A 520-nucleotide genomic window follows, 5' to 3' on the forward strand; every position below is an offset into this window, starting at 1 on the left:
TGGTGATCATCCTTGGCGGTATCTATGGCGGTATTTTCACACCAACAGAGGCTGCGGCAGTTGCGGCGGTGTACTCATTCTTTATCGCGAACTTTATATATAAAGACATGGGACCATTTGCTGATAAGCAAAACACCAAACCAGCGATCGTCAAAGTGATTCAGACCTTTGTCCATGAAGACACTAAGCATACCTTGTATGAAGCAGGCAAGCTTACCATCATGCTGCTGTTTATCATTGCTAATGCACTGATCTTAAAACACGTACTGACTGAAGAACGTATCCCTCAGATGATCACGGAATCGATGCTGTCTGCGGGGCTTGGGCCAATTACGTTCTTGATAGTTGTAAACTTGTTGCTCCTGATCGGTGGTCAGTTTATGGAGCCTTCGGGCTTATTGATCATCGTTGCTCCTTTGGTGTTCCCAATTGCCATTGCGCTGGGCATCGACCCAATTCACCTCGGTATCATGATGGTGGTGAACATGGAAATCGGCATGATAACGCCACCAGTCGGGTT

At 46.7% G+C, this 520-nt stretch carries 1 protein-coding gene; it reads left to right on the forward strand.

Features of this window, described 5'->3' with window-relative positions:
- On the forward strand, positions 1-520 hold a 520-nt coding region (locus R7R24_RS30375; protein ID WP_318120672.1), incomplete at both ends, for a TRAP transporter large permease subunit.

Source organism: Vibrio sp. 704 (genome assembly GCF_033339295.1).